At 61.2% G+C, this 15471-nt stretch carries 14 protein-coding genes; 5 read left to right on the top strand and 9 right to left on the bottom strand.

Going from position 1 to position 15471, the window contains the following annotated elements; all coding sequences use genetic code 11:
- Positions 1 to 10: 10 nt before the first annotated feature.
- The 6 genes from DLD99_RS22685 to DLD99_RS22660 all read right to left on the bottom strand — a co-directional run bounded on the left by DLD99_RS22685 (position 11) and on the right by DLD99_RS22660 (position 7317).
- Positions 11 to 1438 (bottom strand): di-heme oxidoreductase family protein, encoded by a 1428-nt coding sequence (locus DLD99_RS22685; RefSeq protein WP_085709554.1) that lies wholly within the window; start codon positions 1436 to 1438, stop codon positions 11 to 13.
- Positions 1439 to 1592: 154 nt separating this feature from the next.
- Entirely contained in the window at positions 1593 to 2936 is a 1344-nt protein-coding gene (locus tag DLD99_RS22680; RefSeq protein WP_114885174.1) for an imelysin family protein, read from the bottom strand.
- A 192-nt stretch (positions 2937 to 3128) separates the two neighbouring features.
- The gene (locus DLD99_RS22675) at positions 3129 to 5180 is read right to left on the bottom strand and encodes a putative bifunctional diguanylate cyclase/phosphodiesterase (protein ID WP_085709556.1); all 2052 of its coding nucleotides are present in this window, start codon (positions 5178 to 5180) and stop codon (positions 3129 to 3131) included.
- 354 nt (positions 5181 to 5534) lie between these two features.
- Positions 5535 to 6131 carry a superoxide dismutase gene (locus tag DLD99_RS22670; RefSeq protein ID WP_016773431.1) on the bottom strand — a complete coding sequence of 199 codons (597 nt, stop codon included), beginning with the start codon at positions 6129 to 6131 and terminating at the stop codon, positions 5535 to 5537.
- Positions 6132 to 6307: 176 nt separating this feature from the next.
- Positions 6308 to 6910 carry a LysE/ArgO family amino acid transporter gene (locus DLD99_RS22665; RefSeq protein ID WP_085709557.1) on the bottom strand — a complete coding sequence of 201 codons (603 nt, stop codon included), beginning with the start codon at positions 6908 to 6910 and terminating at the stop codon, positions 6308 to 6310.
- 5 nt (positions 6911 to 6915) lie between these two features.
- Positions 6916 to 7317 carry an ACT domain-containing protein gene (locus DLD99_RS22660; RefSeq protein WP_114885172.1) on the bottom strand — a complete coding sequence of 134 codons (402 nt, stop codon included), beginning with the start codon at positions 7315 to 7317 and terminating at the stop codon, positions 6916 to 6918.
- Between the two features lie 96 nt (positions 7318 to 7413).
- Here DLD99_RS22660 and DLD99_RS22655 point away from each other — a divergent pair, with 96 nt between their 5' ends.
- The 4 genes from DLD99_RS22655 (at position 7414) to DLD99_RS22640 (ending at position 11340) form a co-directional block, all read left to right on the top strand.
- Positions 7414 to 8301 (top strand): LysR family transcriptional regulator ArgP, encoded by an 888-nt coding sequence (locus tag DLD99_RS22655; protein ID WP_114885171.1) that lies wholly within the window; start codon positions 7414 to 7416, stop codon positions 8299 to 8301.
- A gap of 108 nt (positions 8302 to 8409) precedes the next feature.
- A complete protein-coding gene (locus DLD99_RS22650; RefSeq protein WP_114885168.1) occupies positions 8410 to 9402 on the top strand; it encodes an NAD-dependent epimerase/dehydratase family protein in 993 nt (330 codons plus the stop codon).
- A 105-nt stretch (positions 9403 to 9507) separates the two neighbouring features.
- The gene (locus DLD99_RS22645; RefSeq protein WP_114885166.1) at positions 9508 to 10362 is read left to right on the top strand and encodes an ATPase; all 855 of its coding nucleotides are present in this window, start codon (positions 9508 to 9510) and stop codon (positions 10360 to 10362) included.
- A 132-nt stretch (positions 10363 to 10494) separates the two neighbouring features.
- Positions 10495 to 11340: a cache domain-containing protein gene (locus DLD99_RS22640; RefSeq protein ID WP_114885164.1), complete on the top strand. Its 846-nt coding sequence runs from the start codon at positions 10495 to 10497 to the stop codon at positions 11338 to 11340.
- A 44-nt stretch (positions 11341 to 11384) separates the two neighbouring features.
- Here the strand turns inward: DLD99_RS22640 and DLD99_RS22635 are convergent, their stop codons facing one another.
- Together DLD99_RS22635 and pobA are read right to left on the bottom strand one after the other, a co-directional pair.
- Entirely contained in the window at positions 11385 to 12902 is a 1518-nt protein-coding gene (locus tag DLD99_RS22635) for an MDR family MFS transporter (RefSeq protein WP_114885162.1), read from the bottom strand.
- Between the two features lie 79 nt (positions 12903 to 12981).
- Entirely contained in the window at positions 12982 to 14175 is a 1194-nt protein-coding gene (gene pobA, locus DLD99_RS22630; RefSeq protein WP_114885160.1) for a 4-hydroxybenzoate 3-monooxygenase, read from the bottom strand.
- A 178-nt stretch (positions 14176 to 14353) separates the two neighbouring features.
- On the opposite strand from pobA, the gene DLD99_RS22625 reads away from it, so the two are divergent.
- On the top strand, positions 14354 to 15250 hold the full coding sequence (locus tag DLD99_RS22625; protein WP_114885158.1) for a helix-turn-helix domain-containing protein: 897 nt from the start codon (positions 14354 to 14356) through the stop codon (positions 15248 to 15250).
- Between the two features lie 9 nt (positions 15251 to 15259).
- Here DLD99_RS22625 and DLD99_RS29265 read toward each other — a convergent pair whose 3' ends face one another.
- On the bottom strand, positions 15260 to 15436 hold the full coding sequence (locus DLD99_RS29265; RefSeq protein ID WP_167443786.1) for a hypothetical protein: 177 nt from the start codon (positions 15434 to 15436) through the stop codon (positions 15260 to 15262).
- Positions 15437 to 15471 lie beyond the last annotated feature (35 nt).

Here is a 15471-nt window from a genome sequence, read left to right as displayed (position 1 = left end):
TTTTAAGTGTTTAAAGTGAATTCAAGAACGCCAGCAGCGCGGCACGCTGCTCGGCATTGAAAGACAAAACCTGTTGCTGCGCCGCCCGGGCTTCGCCGCCATGCCAGAGCACGGCTTCGAGCAGGTTGCGGGCGCGGCCGTCGTGCAGAAACTGGGTGTGACCGCTGACTGCCTGTGTCAGACCGATGCCCCACAACGGCGGGGTGCGCCAGTCGCGGCCGCTGGCCTGGAACTCGCTGCGGTTGTCGGCCAGGCCTTCACCCATGTCATGCAGCAGCAGATCGCTGTACGGGCGAATCACTTGATTGGCCAGTTCAGGTTCGGCCGCGTTGGCGGCGGTGGTGTATTTCGGCGTGTGACAGGACTGGCACCCCGCCTGGAAAAACAGATTCTTGCCGGCCAGCACCTGAGCATCGTTGACGCCACGGCGTGCGGGAACGGCGAGGTTGCGGGTGTAGAACAGCACCAGGCGCAGGATGTTGTCGCTGACTTCAGGTTCGCCGTCCGGGCCGTTGCCATTGGGCGCCTGTTTGCAGGCGATTTGCGCGTCGGTGCAGTCATCAAACGGTCTCAGGCTCGTGGTGAGGCCCATATCACCAGAAAACGCGTGAACATTTTGTTGATTGAGGTTCGGTTGCCCGGCTTTCCAGCCAAATCGGCCCATCACGGTCTTTTGCTGCGCGTCGTCCCAGACCCGGTTGGGCCGGCCGTTGATGCCGTTGTTCTCTTTGGCCTGCGCGGTGGCGTTGGCGAGGATGGCTTCTTCGGGGATCGCTTCGAGTAGGCCCAGGCCGATCATCGGCGGAGCAACCCGTGCGGAGAAACGGGTGTCCGGGTGCATCGGGCCATAGCCAAGCTGAGAGAACTGCAACACCGGTTTGCGCAGTTCGACTTCGGTGCCGTCCTTGAAACGCACCGGCACCGGCGTGTAATCGACCCGCACCTTGCCTTCCGGCGCGACGCCAGGCACGGCCATGTCCTGGAACTGTCCGCCGTAGACTGGCTCCGGCACCACACCGACCTGCTCGATCAATCTGGCGTACTGCGGCGCATCGGGAATCGACAGACGCACCAGCATCGATACGGCGTTCGGCGCATCCGGGGGCGGTGGATGGCCGCGACCGTCCTTGATGTGGCAGCCCTGACAGGCGTTGGTGTTGAACAACGGGCCGAGGCCATCGCGGGCGGTGGTGGTCGACGGCGCGATCACCCAGGGGCTGCGAAAGAAACTGTTGCCGACGCTGAAGTCCACCCGGCGCGAAGGTGGCAGGTTGGCCGAGGGCAGGGAAAATGAATTCTGATCGGTCTTGCGCACGGTCGCGGCACCGCCGGAGCGGGCTTCACCGGGCTCGGCCTTGGTGAAACGCGGGGCGTCATCGCAGGCACTCAGGCCAAGGGCCAGAAACAGTGCGGACAAGCGAAGAGGCAACGACGGCATCAGACTTCCTGCGGACGGGCAAAAATAAAGGCGCAAAGTCTAACAGGGCGAGGGGGTTTGAATAAGAGGAATTATCGTTTGCTTGATACAAGTCAGGCCGGCCGAAACGAACAAGGCGACCCGAAGGTCGCCTTGTTCAGTCAGACAGCGATGATCAGAACTCGTGATCGGCGTTGTCCGGGTTCAGGTCGCTGATGCCCAGTTTGCCGGCAGCCGCTTCGATCGAACCGGTCTGCTTGACCAGCGAGGCGATGGCGTCACGGACGATCTGGTTACCGGCGGTGTTGCCGGCGGCGATCAACTGGTCGTAGTGCTCACCCTTGTTGGCGTGATCGACCATGACCTGGATCTTGGCTTCGGTAGCGGCCAGATCGTTTTTCAGAGCGGTGTCGGCAGCCGGGTCAACCTTGGCCACCAGCGACGACAGGCTGGCGCCGGTCATCTTGGTGCCGTCGACGCGGGTGTACTCGCCCAGATAGACGTTACGAATGCCTTTGGCATCGTAGAAGTGCGAGTTGTGGGTGTTGTCGCTGAAGCAGTCCTGTTCGTCTTCCGGGGAGTTCGCTTCCAGGGACACTTTCATGCGCTCGCCGGCCAGCTCGCCCAGGGACAGGCTGCCCATGCCGAACAGCATTTTGCGCAGGCCGCTTTCAGCCGGTTCGGCTTCCAGGGTGGCGCGGTAGTTGTCGGCCACGTTCGGCTTCCAGTTGCCGACCATTTCTTCCAGGTCGCTGACCAGCAGTTGGGTCACGGCTTTCAGGTAGGCACGACGACGATCGTTGTGACCGCCGGTAGCGCCGGCGCCTTCCAGGTAGTCCGACGCCGGACGGTTGCCGGCGCCAGGGCCGGTGCCGTTCAGGTCCTGGCCCCAGAGCAGGAATTCGATGGCGTGGTAGCCGGTGGCAACGTTGGCTTCGGAACCGCCCAGCTCGTTCAGGCTGGCGAGTTTTTCCGGAGTGATGTCCTTGACGTCGACCTTGTCTTCGCCGACCTGTACTTCAGTGTTGGCGATGATGTTGGCGGTGGCGCCCGGGTTGCCCAGGGCGTGCTCGTAGGATTTGTCGACGTAGTCGATCAGACCCTCGTCCAGAGGCCAGGAGTTAACCTGACCTTCCCAGTCGTCGATGATGGTGTTGCCGAAGCGGAACACTTCGCTCTGCAGGTAAGGAACGCGGGCGGCGATCCAGGCTTCACGTGCGGCTTTCAGCGTGTCGGCGTTCGGCTTGGCGAGGAAGGCGTCGATAGTGGTCTGCAGGGTTTTCGCGGTGGATTCGGCATCGCTGTAAACGGCGAAGACCATGTCGGCGTAGTGCGCGACCACAGCCTTGGCAGCGGCTTCGTCGACTTTACCGGCAGCGGCAGGCGTCGCCGGTGCGGCGGTGCTGGCGGCTGGCGTCGGCGCAGCTGGAGCGGCGGCCTTGTCTTTACCTTCGCCGCAACCGGCGAGGGAAATGGCGATGGCCAGCAGACTGGCGGTAGCCAGAGGCATACGAATCATGGCGAACATCCTGCTTCGGTAATTGAGTGGACAGGCGCGGGGGTGCGCAAAAGCTGCGACATAATGCAAATCTTTCGCATTATGTGTAAAGGGTTGTAGCTGGAAATATTTCCTGTTTGCGCAGGGGTTGCGCTGGATCAACGGCGTGGGTTCTTCCCGGTATCGGTGGCGGGGAGTCTTGTGCCGGAGGTTTCAGAGAATGGCGGCGTTGCTGCGTTGCGCCTGCTTGAGATACACGCTCAGTTCCCGCGCCGGCAGCGGCTTGCTGTAGTGATAGCCCTGACCTTCGTGGCAGCCTTCGGAGATGATGTAGGTCTCCTGTTCGGCGGTTTCCACGCCTTCGGCGATCACCTGCATGCCCAGGCTCTTGCCCAGTTGAATGATGGCGCGAACGATAGTCGCGTCATCGTCGTCATCCAGCAGGTCCTGGACGAAGCTCTTGTCGATCTTGATCTTGTCCAGCGGCAGACTCTTGAGATAACTCAGCGAGGAATAGCCGGTTCCGAAGTCGTCGATGGCGATCAGTGCGCCGGAGCGGCGCAGGCTCAGCAAGTGCTGGGCGGCGGTGCTGATGTCTTCCATCAGGCCGGTTTCGGTGACTTCCAGTTCCAGGCTGCGCGGTGGCAGGCGGTACATCTGCAACAGGTTGTTGACCACTCTCGGCAGCTCGGCGTGGTGCAGTTGCACGGTGGACAGGTTGACCGCCATGCGCAGGTCGACGAAACCCTGATCGTGCCATTCACGCAGTTGCTTGCAGGCCTGATCCAGCACCCACTCACCGATGGCGATGATGGTGCCGTTCTGTTCGGCCAGCGGAATGAACAGGTCCGGCGGCACAAGTCCGTGCTCCGGGTGTTGCCAGCGAATCAGCGCCTCGACGCCGACCACGCGGTGATCGCGGTAGCTGATCTGTGGTTGATAGACGAGGTAGAACTGATCCCGCAGCAGGGCGTCGCGCAGGTCTTTTTCCAGCTCGCGACGGCGGCGCATCTCGCTGTCGACGCTGGCGATATAGAACTGATAGCGGTTGCGCGAGCGGGTCTTGGCCAGGGTCATGGTCTGCTCGGCTTTCTGCAACAGCTTCTCGGTGCTGTCACCATCCTCCGGGAACAGGGTGATGCCGATGGTCGCGCGCAGGCGAATCTCTTGATGATCCAGGGCGAACGGGGCTTCCAGGTCGTCGAGGATGCTTTGCGCCAGTTCCGCAGCTTCGTAAGGCTGCTCGATGTCGGCCTGCACCAGGGCGAACTGGTCGCCACCCAGTCGGGCGAGGGCGCCGAGGCGTCCGCTGTGGGCACGCAGGCGATCCGCCAGGGCCAGCAGCAACTGGTCGCCGGTCTGGTAGCTGAACTGTTCGTTGATGCCTTTGAAATCATCCAGCCCGACGCACAACACCGCGACCCGGCGCTGCAGCTTGCCGGCATCCACCAAAATCTTGTCCAGTTGCTGCTGCAACTGCTGGCGGTTCGGCAGACCGGTGAGAAAGTCGTATTGGGCCATGCGCAGCAGGCTGTTTTCCGCTTCGTGGCGCAGATGGGTGTTGCGTTCGATGGATTCGAGCAACTGGTTGGCGGTGTTGATCCAGATCCCGAGTTCGTTTTTCTCGTGACCCTTGAGCTGCGGAATCTTGTGTTCGCTGGGGCGATCCGGGTTGATTTCCGTGAGGTGCTCGATGATCCGCGACAGGGGTTTGGTCAGCAGCCAGTGATAGACCAGATACAACACCAGCCCCATGGCCAGGGCGCGCAACACGCCGGAAATGAAGATGATCACCGAGCTGACGATGAAACCCTGGCCGTAGGTGGCGGTGTCGAGGGTGATGCTCAGGTCGCCGTAATATTCGCTGTAGGGACCGCGCCCCACCAATTGGGTGGTGAAGGTTCGTTCCTGGCCGAGGATCAGGTCGGTCAGCCAGCGGCTGCTGGATTGCTGCAATTCACGGGATTTCTGCGCGAGCATCGCTTCGTTGGGATGCCCGATGGAGGCCTGGCGCACGGCGTCGTCCTGGAACAGGCCTTCGATTACCTGCATGCCCATTTCCCGGTCCAGGCTGTAGACCGCCTGGGTCGAGGGATCGCGGAACATGTCGAGGATGCGTTCGGCATCGCCGGCGACGGCCTGACGGGTTTTATAGGCATCGAAGACAATCTGCGCGCAGCTCAAGACCACGCCGACGATCAATGCCGACAGGAGCACGACCCGGAGCAACTTCACCGACAAGCTGTTCTTGAGTTCCAGCTTCAAAGGGTTATTCCTTGTTCCGTGCGGGTAGCGTCAAGTTGCCATGAGTATTGGCAATCCCGTGTTGGCAGTCAAAGGGACAATCGAACCGCGGAAAGTTTGTCCGTGGCCTTGGCCGAAATGCGGCTGCCTGGAGTAGTTGCCCTGATTGTACTGTGTCGGTAGTTTTGCTCTCCAACTTGAGGGGCTTCGGACAATTTTTCCTCTGTTTGATGTTAGTCCGCTGTGGCTTGGGAGCAAGGGGGCAAGGGCTGCTTTGCGTGTGGGAAATGGCCTTGTTTGTGACGGGATTCGCCGACCTGATTGCACAGATATAAAAAAACCCGGCAATAGCCGGGTTTTTGTCTGGCGCGCAGCTTAAGCGGTGAAGGTCTTGCCTTCGAACTGCTCGGCCACGAACTTCCAGTTGACCAGGTTCCAGAACGCTTCAACGTACTTCGGACGCAGGTTACGGTAGTCGATGTAGTAAGCGTGTTCCCAGACGTCGCAGGTCAGCAGCGGGGTGTCGCCGCTGGTCAGCGGGTTGCCGGCGCCGATGGTGCTGGCCAGGGCCAGGGAACCGTCAGCCTTTTTCACCAGCCAGCCCCAGCCGGAACCGAAGGTGCCGATCGAGGTTTTGCTGAACTCTTCCTTGAACTTGTCGAACGAACCGAACGCCGCGTTGATGGCATCAGCCAGTGCGCCGGTTGGTTGACCGCCGGCGTTTGGCGCCAGGCAGTTCCAGTAGAAGGTGTGGTTCCAGACCTGAGCGGCGTTGTTGAAGATGCCGCCCGAGGAAGTCTTGACGATCTCTTCCAGGGTCTTGCCTTCGAACTCGGTGCCTGGCACCAGGTTGTTCAGGTTCACGACGTAGGTGTTGTGGTGCTTGTCGTGGTGGAATTCCAGGGTTTCCTTGGAAATGTGCGGCTGCAGGGCATCGTGTGCGTAAGGCAGCGGCGGCAATTCGAAAGCCATGATGATTCTCCTAATCAGGTCTGTTGCGGTGAGCGCAAGGCCGATCACGGGCGGCCAGAAATGCACCGGCGAGTTTTTACTCTTTGCGGCGCAGGGTTCGGATCATAGCACCGGGGGTGCGGCATAACCACGCAACAACTGTGTGGGATAGAGGTTCCAGAGCCTTTTGGAATAAATCACGAAGCCAATATCAATTGCCCGGCTACCGTGAACATCATCACTGCCACCAACAGATCGAGAATTCGCCAGGTGCCCGGCCGCGCCAGCCACGGTGCCAGCCACGCCGCGCCGAACGCCAGGGTGAAAAACCATAGCAGCGAAGCACTCGCCGCGCCCACGACATAAGCGCCGGGCACCGATTGTTGCGCGCCGAGGGAGCCGATCAGCAGCACGGTGTCCAGATAGACGTGCGGGTTGAGCAAGGTCACCGCCAGCGCGCTGAGCATCACCGCCCGCAACGAGCGCACGGTCTGGTTTTCACCCTGTTGCAGACTCTGTTTCGAAAACGCCCGGCGCAACGCCTGGCTGCCGTACCAGATCAGGAACACCGCGCCGCCCCAGCGGGCAACCGCCAGTAACGTCGGGTTCTGCGCCAGCACCGTGGCCAGTCCGAATACGCCTGCCGCCACAAGTAACGCATCGCAGGCGACGCACAGCGCGGCGACCGGCAGGTGGTGTTCACGACGCAGACTCTGGGCGAGGACAAAGGCATTCTGGGTGCCGATCGCCATGATCAGCCCGAAGGCCACCAGCAGGCCGTTGGTATAGCTTTGCCACATGACAATTACTCCGCGTTGGCTGCGAGATCGCGCAGCACTTGCATGGCGCGTTCAGCGTCGGCCTGACCGACAAACAAATGGTCGTGGTAGTAGCCGGCAATCACGTTGCAGCTGATACCGGCCTTGCCCAGTGCAGTGGCGAATGCGGCGGTCAGTCCGACCGCCTCCAGCGCCGAATGCACGTTCAAGGTGATCCAGGCCGCGACATAGTCGAAGCTGAAACCGGCGCGTTCGGCGTGGGAGCGTTCGAGAATCACCGTCAGGCCTTCCTGCTCACGGAAACTTCCGACAACTTCCAGACCGCTCGGCAACTGCCCGTCGCGCAAGGTGCAGAACACATATTCGCCGGCATTGAGCTGCGGGCTCATGCTGCGCAGCAGGGTGGACAACGAGGTTTCGCCAGCCATGGGGGTGGTCCTTGATAAAGAGTGCTTGCTGGCTATTCTCCGGGCAGACGCTGTATAAGAAAAACCAATAGTGCTGATCGCTCATTAGGAAAACTGATGTTCGACTATAAATTGCTTTCCGCTCTGGCCGCCGTGGTCGAGCAGGCCGGATTCGAACGGGCGGCGCAGGTGCTGGGCCTTTCGCAATCGGCGATTTCCCAGCGGATCAAACTGCTGGAAGCGCGGGTCGGTCAGCCGGTGCTGGTGCGCGGGACACCGCCGTCACCCACCGAGATCGGCCGGCGTCTGCTCAACCATGTGCAGCAGGTGCGCCTGCTCGAACGGGATCTGCAGACGCTGGTGCCGGCACTGGACGAAGAGGGCCTGCCGGAACGGCTGCGTATCGCCCTGAACGCCGACAGCCTCGCCACCTGGTGGGCCGAGGCCGTGGGCGACTTCTGCGCCGAACAACACCTGTTGCTGGACCTGATCGTCGAAGACCAGACCGTCGGCCTCAAACGCATGCGCGCCGGTGAAGTCGCCGCATGCCTGTGCGCCAGCGAACGGCCGGTGGCGGGCGCCCGCAGCGTGCTGCTCGGCGCCATGCGTTATCGGGCGCTGGCCAGCCCGGCGTTCATCGAGCGGCATTTCCCCGATGGCGTGCGGGCCGAGCAACTGCCGCGCACCCCGGCGCTGGTGTTTGGCCCGGACGACTTTCTGCAACATCGTTATCTCGCTTCCCTCGGCGTCGATGGTGGTTTCGAACATCATTTGTGCCCGTCGTCCGAAGGTTTCATCCGCCTGACCGAAGCCGGGCTCGGCTGGGGGCTGGTACCGGAATTACAGGTGCGCGAGCAACTGGAACGCGGCGTGTTGCGCGAGCTGTTGCCAGATAAACCGATCGACGTGCCGTTGTACTGGCATCATTGGCGCAATGGCGGCCAGTTGCTGGGGTTGTTGACCGAGCAATTGGTGCGTTCGTCGTCGCAATGGCTGGTGGCCTGAAAGCAGCTACGAGCGTCAAGCTGCAAGCGGCAAGTAAAGCGCTTGCGTACTGTTTTTACCTTGCAGCTCGAAGCTTGAAGCTTGCAGCTGGTTTTGTTGGAGCTCTACATGAAAATTCTGGTCACCGGCGCAAGCGGCTTCATTGGCGGACGCTTTGCGCGTTTTGCCCTGGAGCAGGGCCTGGACGTGCGGGTCAACGGCCGCCGGGCCGAAGGCGTCGAGCATCTAGTGCGTCGCGGCGCCGAGTTCGTCCAGGGCGACCTGAGCGACCCGGACCTGGTGCGTGCGCTCTGCACCGACGTCGAAGCCGTGGTGCATTGCGCCGGCGCGGTCGGGCTGTGGGGGCGCTATCAGGACTTTCATCAGGGTAATGTGCAGGTCACCGAGAACGTGGTCGAAGCCTGCCTCAAACAGCGGGTGCGGCGTCTGGTGCATCTGTCGTCGCCGTCGATCTATTTTGACGGCCGCGACCACCTCGGCCTGACTGAAGAACAAGTGCCCAAGCGTTTCAAACATCACTACGCGGCGACCAAATACCTGGCCGAGCAGAAAGTCTTCGGCGCCCAGGAGTTCGGCCTCGAAACCCTGGCCCTGCGCCCGCGTTTCGTCACCGGCGCCGGCGACATGAGCATCTTCCCGCGCCTGCTGAAAATGCAGCGCAAGGGGCGTCTGGCGATCATCGGCAACGGCCTGAACAAGGTCGACTTCACCAGCGTGCACAATCTCAACGAAGCGTTGCTGAGCAGCCTGCTGGCGACCGGTTCGGCGCTGGGCAAGGCCTACAACATCAGCAACGGTGCGCCGGTACCGTTGTGGGATGTGGTCAATTACGTGATGCGCAAGATGGAAGTCCCACAGGTCACGAAGTACCGGTCCTACGGGCTGGCCTACAGTGTGGCGGCGCTCAACGAAGGCGCGTGCAAACTCTGGCCGGGACGGCCCGAGCCGACCTTGTCGCGCCTGGGCATGCAGGTGATGAACAAAAATTTCACCCTCGACATCAGCCGCGCCCGGCATTATCTGGACTACGATCCGAAAGTCAGTCTCTGGACGGCCCTCGATGAGTTCTGTGGCTGGTGGAAAGCCCAGGACATTCGTTGATACGAAGTGCTGAACCCCGCCGCGGGTTGGGGGTCAATCCCTGCGGCTGCGGGGTTTATACTGCGCCGCAATCAGCCATTACCGGGTTTCACAAAGGTTGCCTCAATGTCCATGCGTAACGATGCCCACGACGATTTCGACGATGTTCCGAGCCTGCGCGCCGACACACTCGATGACGACGATTTCCCGACCACCGCCCGCACTTCCGTGCATTCGCGCACACCGCCAGTGGTCAAGGTCAAATCTGCGAGCACCGGGCCGTTGTGGGCGCTGGTCGGCGCGTTGTTCTTTGCTTTCATCGGCCTGGCCTGGTGGAGTTTCCAGCAGATTTCGCTGATGGAGCAGCAACTGGTGGCGACCCAGGAAAGCTTCGCGCGGATCAGTGAAGAAGCGGCCGGGCGCCTGCAGGACATTTCCGGCAAGGTCGTGGCCAGCCAGACAAACGTCAACACCGACAGCGAAGCGCTGAAACTGCAGATCAAACAGCTGCAAAGCGCACTGCAGGATCAGAGCAAACAGCAGCAGGGTGTCGCGGGTCAGGCGACCGATCTGGACAAGCGTCTGGCGCAGATGACCGCCCAGACCACTGAGCAACAGAACGCCAACACCCAGTTGCAGGCTCAGGTCAAAGCCCTGAGTGCAGAGCTGGCGACGCTGAAAAGCACACCGGCCGATACCAGCAAGGTCGATGCGCAACTCAAGGGCTTCGACGCGCAATTCAAGAGCCTCGGTGCCGATATCACGGCGCTGAAGAAACAAGGCAGTTCGAACGCCGCCATCGAGCGTCTGGAGCAGGAAATCGTCGTGCTCAAGAGCGAGCAGGACAACCGTCCGGCCGCTGCACAGGGCGGCTCCAGCACCGCCGAGTTCGATGCGTTCCGTGGGCAGATGACCCGCAACATCAACACCCTGCAGGCGCAGATCCAGAACCTGCAACAGCAACTCAACGCCCGGCCGTGAGCCCCTTCTGTGGCGAGGGCGCGAACGCCCTCGCCACACACCCATCGCAACATTCAGAAGCTTTCTGAAAATCCATACCTGCCGTCAGGCCGTCTACGCTCTTGAAACACCAACAAGAACGAGGGATGCGTCATGGGGTTTGTGCAAAAACTGGCCTGGCTCGGCGCGGTGCTGTTGTTGAGTTTCGGACAGGCCAATGCGGCCACGGAAAAGGACGACAGCAAGGCCGCCATCGCCTTGCTGGAAAAGGCTCTGGCCTACTATCACGACAACGGCGACAAGGCGTTCGCGGCATTCAGCCGCCAGGGCGAATTCGTCGACAAGGATCGCTACGTGTTCGTGGTCGATACCAAGGGCGTGATGCTCGCCAGCGGCGGGCCGTCCTCAGCGTTGATCGGCCGGGATGTGAGCGAAGTGCTTGGCCCGGATTTGCAGAAGGCGTTCAAGGACGCGTTGAAAGTGCCGGAAGGCAATGGCATCCAGCAGGCCGAATACCGTTGGCAGAACCAGGCCGACGGCAAGGTCGAGCGCAAGCATGTGTTCTACCAGCGCATCGGTCAGCGGATTCTGGCCGTCGGCTACTACTTGCCGCGAGCATCGGCAGAACAGGCGAAATCGTTACTCGACAAAGCCGCCACCGATCTGACCAAGGACGAAAAGGGCACGCTGACGGCGATCAACTCGCTCAAGGGCGGTTACCTGCAGGATGACCTGTATGTGTTCGTGGTGGATCTGAACACCCAACGCTACGTCGCCCATGGCACCAACCTGCGGTTGATCAATACCGACTTCGCCAAGGTCAAGGACCCGGAAGGCAAACCGGTGGGCGAACCGATTCTGACGTTGATCGGCAAGCAGGATGAGGGCGAGTACGAATACCGCTGGAAGAACCCGGTGACCGGCAAGGTCGAGGACAAGCATGCCTACCTGAAGAAGGTCGGCGGGTTCCTGGTGGCGGTTGGTTATTACAGCGCTTGATCCCTGTGTGCTCCCACGTCACGCGTGGGAGCCATCGGCATCGCTCAGCGGGCGCCGTGCTCACGCCCGCGCAACAAGCGGTTCGGCATGGCAATCGCCGCCGCCAGCCCGAGCAGTGACACCCCGGCGCTGACCATCAGCAAATGCCGGAACGTCACCAGCAATTCGGCGCGCAAGGCATTCTGTGCATCGCCGGGCGCCGCGTTCAGGCCATCGAGCAGCACGTTGCCGGAGTGACCTTCGCCGATCAGCGAGGCGCCGGTCAGGTGGGCAAAGCTGGAGTCCTGCAACAACGCCAGCAGCAGCGCCGACATCAACGCCACGCCCACCGCGCCACCCAGCGAGCGGAACAGGTTGGTGGTGCTGGTGGCGACGCCAATGTCTTTTTGTTCCACCGAGTTCTGCGTGCCGACCAGCGAGGTCGGGAACTGCATGCCGCCGGCGATGCCGCTGAGCAACATGAACAGGCTGCTGATCAGCGTTGCATCGGGCGGGCTGAAGGCCATGCCGAGGATCGAGATCGGCATCAGCAGCGCGCCGGTGAGAATCTGCGGTTTATAGCGCCCGGTAATCGAGGTGCGACGACCGGCGAAGTACGCGCCGATCGGCAACCCCATCGCCAGCGGCAGCAAGTGCAGCGCAGCGCTGTCCGCCCCGGCACCGGTCACGCTCTGGAAGCGCAGCGGCATCAGCACAATCAACGAAATCGCCTGGAAGCTGCAGAAGAAAATCGTGCACCAGCACAGCAGAGCGTTGCGGTTGGTGAACAGGTGCATCGGCAGCAATGGCTCACGGGCACGGCGCTCATGCCAGACGAACACCGCCAGCACCGCCACCGCGCAAGCGAACAGCCCGAGCACTTCACGGCTGCGCCACGCATGGCCCTGGCCGACCTGAGTGATCGCCAGCAACAGCGCGGTCAGGCCGATGATCATCAGCAGTGTGCCGAGGTAATCGATGACCGGTTTTCGCTGGGGAATCGGCAGGCCGACCAGGTTGCGTCGCGCCACCCAGTAGGCGCCAAGGCCCAGCGGCAGGTTGATCAGGAACACCCAGCGCCACGACAGGTACTCGGTCATGTAACCGCCGAGGACCGGGCCGGCCACGCTGGCCACCGCGTACATGCTGGAGAAGTAACCCTGATAGCGACCACGCTCGCGGGGCGGCACGATGTCGCCGATGATCGCCTGGCTCACCGAAATCATCCCGCCAGCGCCGATGCCCTGGAAAATCCGCGCCAGCACCAGTTGCTCCATGCTCTGGGCCATGCCGCAGAACAGCGAGGCGAGGGTGAATAGGCCCATGCCGAACAGCATCAGTTTGCGCCGCCCGTACAGGTCACCGAGCTTGCCGTAGATCGGCACCGCCACGGTCATCGCCACCATGTAGCCGGAAATCACCCAGGCCAGCAGGCTGACGTCCTTGAATTGCGCGGAGATGGCCGGCATGGAAACGGCGACGATGGTCTGGTCCAGCGCGCCAAGGAAGATCGCCAGCATCAGCGCGACCAGCACGCTGCGAATGGCCGGTTTGGGCGTTTCGGGGTGGTTGAGATTGGTCACGGGCAAAACCTGCGGGCAGTGAGGGTCCCGCAGATCGTCAGGCGAGCGGGGATGCTCGCCAGTGTAAGTCGGTAGCAGGCTATTCGATAGCCTCATAAGGAAGTCCGACGTAATTTTCTGCAATGGTTTTTTGTCCCGCTTCTGAACTGACAAAGTAGTCCAGTTCCGAGGCGCTGATCCGTTGGCTGAAATCGTCGTGTTCGTCGAAACGGTGCAGCATCGAAGTCATCCACCAGGAAAAACGCTCGGCTTTCCACACCCGGCGCAGGCAGATTTGCGAATACTTCTCCAGCAAGTCAGTGCGACCTTCGAGATAGACCTTCAGCAGAATCCTGAACAGCGTACTGACATCGCTGGCGGCCAGATTCAACCCCTTGGCCCCGGTCGGCGGAACGATATGCGCCGCGTCGCCCACCAGAAACATGCGCCCGTACTGCATCGGCTCGACCACAAAACTGCGCAGCGGCGCGATGCTCTTTTCAATCGAAGGACCGGTCACGAGTTTCTGCGCCAGATCCTCCGGCAGACGATTGCGCAGTTCATCCCAGAAGCGTTCATCCGACCAGTCGTCGACGCTTTCCTCGGCCGGCACTTGCAGGTAATAGCGAGTGCGGGTCGCCGACCGCATGCTGCATAGGGCGAAGCCGCGCTCGTGGCGGGCGTAGACTAGTTCGTCGTGAATCGGTGGTGTGTCGGCGAGTATCCCCAGCCAGCCGAACGGATAGACTCTCTCGAAAACTTTCAGGCAGTCCGCTGGAATCGACTGACGCGCCACGCCATGGAAACCGTCGCAACCGGCGATGTAATCACAATCGACGCGCCAGGTTTCGCCGTCCTTTTCAAACGTGACGAAGGCCTCGTCGCTTTTCATGCCACAGGGAACGACATCGCGTGCTTCGTAGATGGTCCGTCCACCGGTCTCCCGACGAGCGGCCATCAGGTCGCGGGTGACTTCGGTCTGGCCATAGACCATCACGGTTTTTCCACCGGTCAGTGCCTGCAGATCGATGTGTACCCGACGCCCGTCGAGGGCCAGTTCGAAACCACCGTGGACCAGCCCTTCGGCGTCCATCCGCTGACCCACGCCAGCCTCGCGCAACAGCTCTACCATGCCCTGTTCAAGGACCCCGGCGCGGATTCGGCCGAGCACATAGTCAGGTGTCTGACGCTCAATGATCAGGGTGTCGATGCCGGCGTTGTGCAGCAGTTGGCCGAGCAATAATCCGGACGGACCGGCGCCAATGATGGCGACTTGGGTTTTCAGCGTTTTCATTGTTTTTATGACTCGCAAGCTTCACGCGACAACGGCCGGTGAATGATTTTCAGGATTCGAGTGCTTGCATTTTTCCCTTGCGGGTCTGTCAATTGAAGGTGAAAACTGAGCCGATACCTGTACATTCTGCCAATCGGTGCGATTATCGCCCGCAACCTTCGAGGCCTGGATTGAAGTGATGAACAAGCCTGACCTGCCTTCGATTCCGGTGTTCAAGCTCTACGGTGAAAGCCTGGACTGGCCGACCCCTGACTTGCTGCACTGTGAAACCATTTCCAAACGCAGCCGCGAACATCAATGGGAAATCAAACCCCACCGCCACGCTGATTTGTGCCAGTTGCTCTTCGTATTCAAAGGTCAGGCAGAGCTTGAAATCGAAGGTCAACGCACGCAACTGAACGAAGCCGCGATCCAGATCCTGCCGCCGCTATCGGTGCATGGATTCCGTTTTTCCGAGGACGTCGAAGGATTCGTCGTCACCCTCGCCACACCGTTGATCAACCATTTGCAGGCGCAACTGGGCAGCGCGGTGCAGGCCCTGGCCCAGGCCGAAAGCTATCCGGCGGGGCAGGACGCGGAGTATCTCAACAGTCTGTTTGCCGCGTTGCAGGCCGAGTACAACGGCCATCAACCGGCGCGGGAAATGCTCATGCATTCGCTGGTCAGCGTGATCATGGTCTGGGTCAGCCGTCAGGCGATCCGCCGGCATAACGCGAGCCAACGTCCGCAGCGTCAACGCGAGTACCTCAACGGTTTTATCCAGTTGGTCGAAGAGACTTACCGTCAGCATGTGAAGGTCGAAGACCTGGCCCATCGCCTGGGGATTTCCGTCTCGCACCTCAACGGCACTTGCCGCGAACTGGCGGGGCAACCGGCGTTGCAGATCATGCATGAGCGTCAGTTGCTGGAAGCCAAGCGTCTGCTGACGTACACCAGCATGACGATTTACGAGATGTCCGAGGTGTTGGGTTTTTCCGATCCGACCAACTTCACGCGCCTGTTCCGGCGCCGTGTGGGGATCTCGCCAAAGGCGTTCCGCGACCGCTTGAAGGCCGAGCAGAACGACGACGCCTGACGTCCTGTATCAGCGCAGGGCGTTGAGGGTGGCGTTGTGAGGGATGCAGCGCTCGAAGTTGCAGCTCGCGTACTCACGGGGCAGTTGCCGCAACTGCTCCACGCGCCATGCCGCGGTGCCGTACAGCGCCAGCGTGGCCGCGCAGGTGATGAAAATCGCGAGGTATCTTCTTGTTCTGGTGCTCATGATCATGGCGTTGACCTCTGAACGAATACCCTTGG

The sequence above is a fragment of the Pseudomonas kribbensis genome, assembly GCF_003352185.1.
Classification (GTDB): Bacteria; Pseudomonadota; Gammaproteobacteria; order Pseudomonadales; family Pseudomonadaceae; genus Aquipseudomonas; species Aquipseudomonas kribbensis.
The sequence above is the reverse complement of the archived record's forward strand: the minus strand, read 5'-3'. Positions and strand labels throughout refer to the sequence as shown.